The 3517-nt window shown below is 40.2% G+C and carries 5 protein-coding genes; all 5 read right to left on the reverse strand.

The genetic code is table 11. From position 1 onward, the window contains the following. Positions 1-708: 708 nt before the first annotated feature. Genes rplQ through rpsM form a run of 5 tightly spaced genes read right to left on the reverse strand, consistent with a single transcriptional unit; the run spans position 709 to position 3510 of the window. Positions 709-1110 (reverse strand): 50S ribosomal protein L17, encoded by a 402-nt coding sequence (rplQ, locus tag I6F41_RS17845; protein WP_002959450.1) that lies wholly within the window; start codon positions 1108-1110, stop codon positions 709-711. 39 nt (positions 1111-1149) lie between these two features. Beyond that, on the reverse strand, positions 1150-2136 hold the full coding sequence (locus I6F41_RS17850; protein WP_011329437.1) for a DNA-directed RNA polymerase subunit alpha: 987 nt from the start codon (positions 2134-2136) through the stop codon (positions 1150-1152). 24 nt (positions 2137-2160) lie between these two features. After that, positions 2161-2781: a 30S ribosomal protein S4 gene (rpsD, locus tag I6F41_RS17855; RefSeq protein WP_011329438.1), complete on the reverse strand. Its 621-nt coding sequence runs from the start codon at positions 2779-2781 to the stop codon at positions 2161-2163. Positions 2782-2802: 21 nt separating this feature from the next. Then, positions 2803-3189 carry a 30S ribosomal protein S11 gene (gene rpsK, locus I6F41_RS17860; protein ID WP_002959471.1) on the reverse strand — a complete coding sequence of 129 codons (387 nt, stop codon included), beginning with the start codon at positions 3187-3189 and terminating at the stop codon, positions 2803-2805. Positions 3190-3201: 12 nt separating this feature from the next. Continuing rightward, positions 3202-3510 (reverse strand): 30S ribosomal protein S13, encoded by a 309-nt coding sequence (gene rpsM, locus I6F41_RS17865; RefSeq protein WP_442960634.1) that lies wholly within the window; start codon positions 3508-3510, stop codon positions 3202-3204. Positions 3511-3517: the final 7 nt, after the last annotated feature.

Consider the following 3517-nt stretch of genomic DNA (forward strand, 5'->3'; position numbering starts at 1 on the left):
GAGATCCGAAAACAGATCAACTGTTTTTTAAAGAAAACTTGAAATAAACTGCTGTTCGCTGAGTATTTGAGCTAAACGCTTAAAAACACAACTAAACTACTATCATTAAGACATTTATAGCGCTATTTGAAATTAAAGTTATGACAACTACTAATGAATAAAGACATATTTGGATCATCTATGCTAAATAACTAACCAATATGAGAAGACTCGTATTACTTAAAATCATTTAAAGTAATCAAAAGGCGAAAATTGAATTGATCGAGCTATGTTTAATCATAATTTAATAATATTAAGAAGTAAGTTTACTTAGGCCGTAATACTCAACCTTGATATGAGATTCTTAATATAGGTAAATGAGTACACGTTATGTCTTATAATCAGATTTATAAATATAAACTTCGTAGTGGGCCGCTCTACTGGATAATCTAAGTTTTGGAGTTGTATTATATAATAGCTCTAAACGAACAATATATAATGAAGATAATCCTTAACCATGATCTGATAGGCTATTTTGAATGAGTAATAAGTAAAGAGTAACTTGGTAGGGATATTAAAGCAGGTGTTAAAACAACTTATCAATTTAGAATCTATGAGTCAGTACTCGTAAACGATCATAATAGAAGGTAATCACTGATTCATATAGATTAACAAATTTTAGGCAAGAAAAAGCCGAGCATAGGCTCGGCTTTTAGGTTTCTTTAAGACTTACTCTGCAGACTGTGCGTCTTCTTGAACTGCTTCGCTAGTCGCTGGGCGACCAACTAGTTCAATATAAGCCATTGGTGCATTATCACCAGTACGGAAGCCACACTTAAGAATACGAGTGTAACCACCTGGACGATCCGCGTTACGTGGACCGATTTCACTGAATAACTTACCAACAACTTCATTATCACGCGTGCGAGCAAACGCTAAACGGCGATTTGCTACACTGTCAGTCTTAGCCAGTGTGATTAAAGGTTCAATTACACGACGTAACTCTTTCGCTTTAGGCAAAGTAGTTTTGATGATTTCATGTTTCACCAAAGAACCTGCCATATTGCTAAACATCGCTTTACGATGGCTACTGTTACGGTTTAATTGACGACCACTCTTACGATGGCGCATGACCCTATCCTTCTAACTAAACTAATATAGTGATTTAGATTATTCAGCTAAACTTGCAGGTGGCCAATTTTCTAGGCGCATGCCTAGAGAAAGTCCACGTGAAGCTAGCACGTCTTTAATTTCAGTTAGAGACTTCTTACCTAAATTAGGCGTTTTAAGAAGCTCAACTTCAGTGCGCTGAACTAAATCACCGATATATTGAATTTGCTCGGCTTTCAAACAATTTGCTGAGCGTACTGTTAGTTCAAGATCATCAACTGGACGAAGTAGAATAGGATCGAATTCTGGCTTCTCTTCTTTCTCTTCTGGCTCAGTTACATCACGTAAATCTACGAATGCATCTAATTGCTCAGCTAAGATAGTAGACGCACGGCGGATCGCTTCTTCTGGATCTAAAGTGCCGTTTGTTTCCATATCAATGATTAACTTGTCTAAATCTGTACGTTGCTCAACTCGAGCTGATTCAACCGAGTACGCAATACGTTCAACTGGGCTAAATGATGCATCAAGCAACAATCTACCAATTGGACGCTCATCGTCATCAGAGGATAAACGACTAGATGCCGGCACATAACCACGACCACGTTCAACACGAATACGCATGCTGATCTCGCTGTTATTTGTTGTTAAATTACAAATAACATGATCTGGGTTAGCAATTGTTACATCGCCATCGTGCTGAATATCTGACGCAGTCACAGGGCCTACACCAGATTTAGCCAGGGTCAGAAAAACTTCATCTTTGCCTTCTAACGTTACTGCTAAACCTTTTAGGTTTAATAGTATTTCAATGATGTCTTCTTGAACGCCTTCTTTCGCGCTGTACTCATGCAATACACCGTCGATTTCAACTTCAGTTACTGCACATCCAGGCATAGATGAAAGCAGTATACGGCGTAAGGCATTACCCAAAGTGTGACCGAAGCCACGCTCAAGTGGTTCTAAAACTATTTTAGAACGTGTTGGGTTGATAGCGTCGATATCGACTAACCTTGGTTTTAGAAATTCTGTAACAGAACCCTGCATTTTATCCTCTCTTAACTCTTAACTTTACTTAGAGTAAAGTTCGACGATTAGTTGTTCATTAATGTCCGCAGACAGATCTGAACGCTCAGGTAGACGCTTAAAGCTGCCTTCCAATTTCTTACCGTCAACTTCAACCCAAGTCGGCTTTTCACGTTGCTCAGCCAACTCTAGAGCAGCGATGATACGTGCTTGTGTTTTAGACTTCTCACGGATTACAACAGTATCTTCTGGAGCAATTACGTATGAAGGAACATTCACAACACGACCATTAACTAAAATCGCTTTATGGCTTACTAACTGACGTGCTTCTGCACGTGTGCTAGCAAAACCCATGCGATATACAACATTGTCTAAACGTTGCTCTAATAGCTGTAACAAGTTTTCACCTGTATTACCTTTAAGGCGAGCAGCTTCTTTGTAGTAGTTACGGAATTGCTTTTCTAATACACCGTAGATACGACGTACTTTTTGCTTTTCACGTAATTGTAAACCGTAATCAGATAAGCGACCTTTACGAGCGCCATGCTGACCAGGTGCAGTCTCAAGTTTACACTTAGAGTCGATAGCTCTTACGCCGCTCTTAAGGAACAGGTCAGTGCCTTCACGACGACTCAGCTTGAGCTTAGGGCCCAAATATCTTGCCATGTTATTTCTCCTAACCTATTGTTAAACGCGACGTTTCTTCGGTGGACGACAACCATTATGTGGTATTGGCGTCACGTCAGTAATGTTGGTAATACGGTAGCCAGCAGCATTCAAAGCACGTACAGCAGATTCACGACCTGGACCTGGACCTTTGATGAAAACTTCTAGATTTTTTAAACCGTATTCTTGAGCAGCAGTACCTGCACGCTCTGCAGCAACCTGAGCAGCAAATGGAGTAGATTTACGTGAACCACGGAAACCTGAACCACCGGCAGTAGCCCATGATAGTGCATTACCTTGACGATCGGTAATCGTTACAATAGTGTTGTTGAAAGAAGCATGAACATGAGCCATACCATCAGCAACTTGTTTTTTAACCTTTTTACGACGAATTGGTGTCTTAGCCATAATACTATCCCCTTATCGCTTAATAGGCTTACGAGGACCCTTACGGGTACGCGCGTTAGTCTTAGTTCTTTGACCACGTAGTGGTAAAGAGCGACGGTGACGTAGGCCACGATAACAACCAAGGTCCATTAGGCGCTTGATATTTAAAGTAACTTCACGACGAAGATCACCTTCAACGGTGTACTTGCCAACTGCATCACGCAATACGTCAAGAGTTTCGTCTGAAAGTTCACCGATTTTTTTTTTTTTTTCGATACCAGTCGCTGCTAAGATAGCCTTAGAGCGAGTCTTACCTATGCCATAAATAGCTGTTAAACCAATAACTGCA

The sequence above is a fragment of the Pseudoalteromonas sp. SCQQ13 genome (genome assembly GCF_015864415.1).
GTDB lineage: Bacteria > Pseudomonadota > Gammaproteobacteria > Enterobacterales > Alteromonadaceae > Pseudoalteromonas > Pseudoalteromonas nigrifaciens.

Excerpts from the sequence above, each read along its gene's own strand:
- rplQ (WP_002959450.1), bottom strand. The coding sequence starts at position 1,110 with ATGCGCCATCGTAAGAGTGGTCGTCAATTAAACCGTAACAGTAGCCAT.
- I6F41_RS17850 (WP_011329437.1), bottom strand. The coding sequence starts at position 2,136 with ATGCAGGGTTCTGTTACAGAATTTCTAAAACCAAGGTTAGTCGATATC.
- rpsD (WP_011329438.1), bottom strand. The coding sequence starts at position 2,781 with ATGGCAAGATATTTGGGCCCTAAGCTCAAGCTGAGTCGTCGTGAAGGC.
- rpsK (WP_002959471.1), bottom strand. The coding sequence starts at position 3,189 with ATGGCTAAGACACCAATTCGTCGTAAAAAGGTTAAAAAACAAGTTGCT.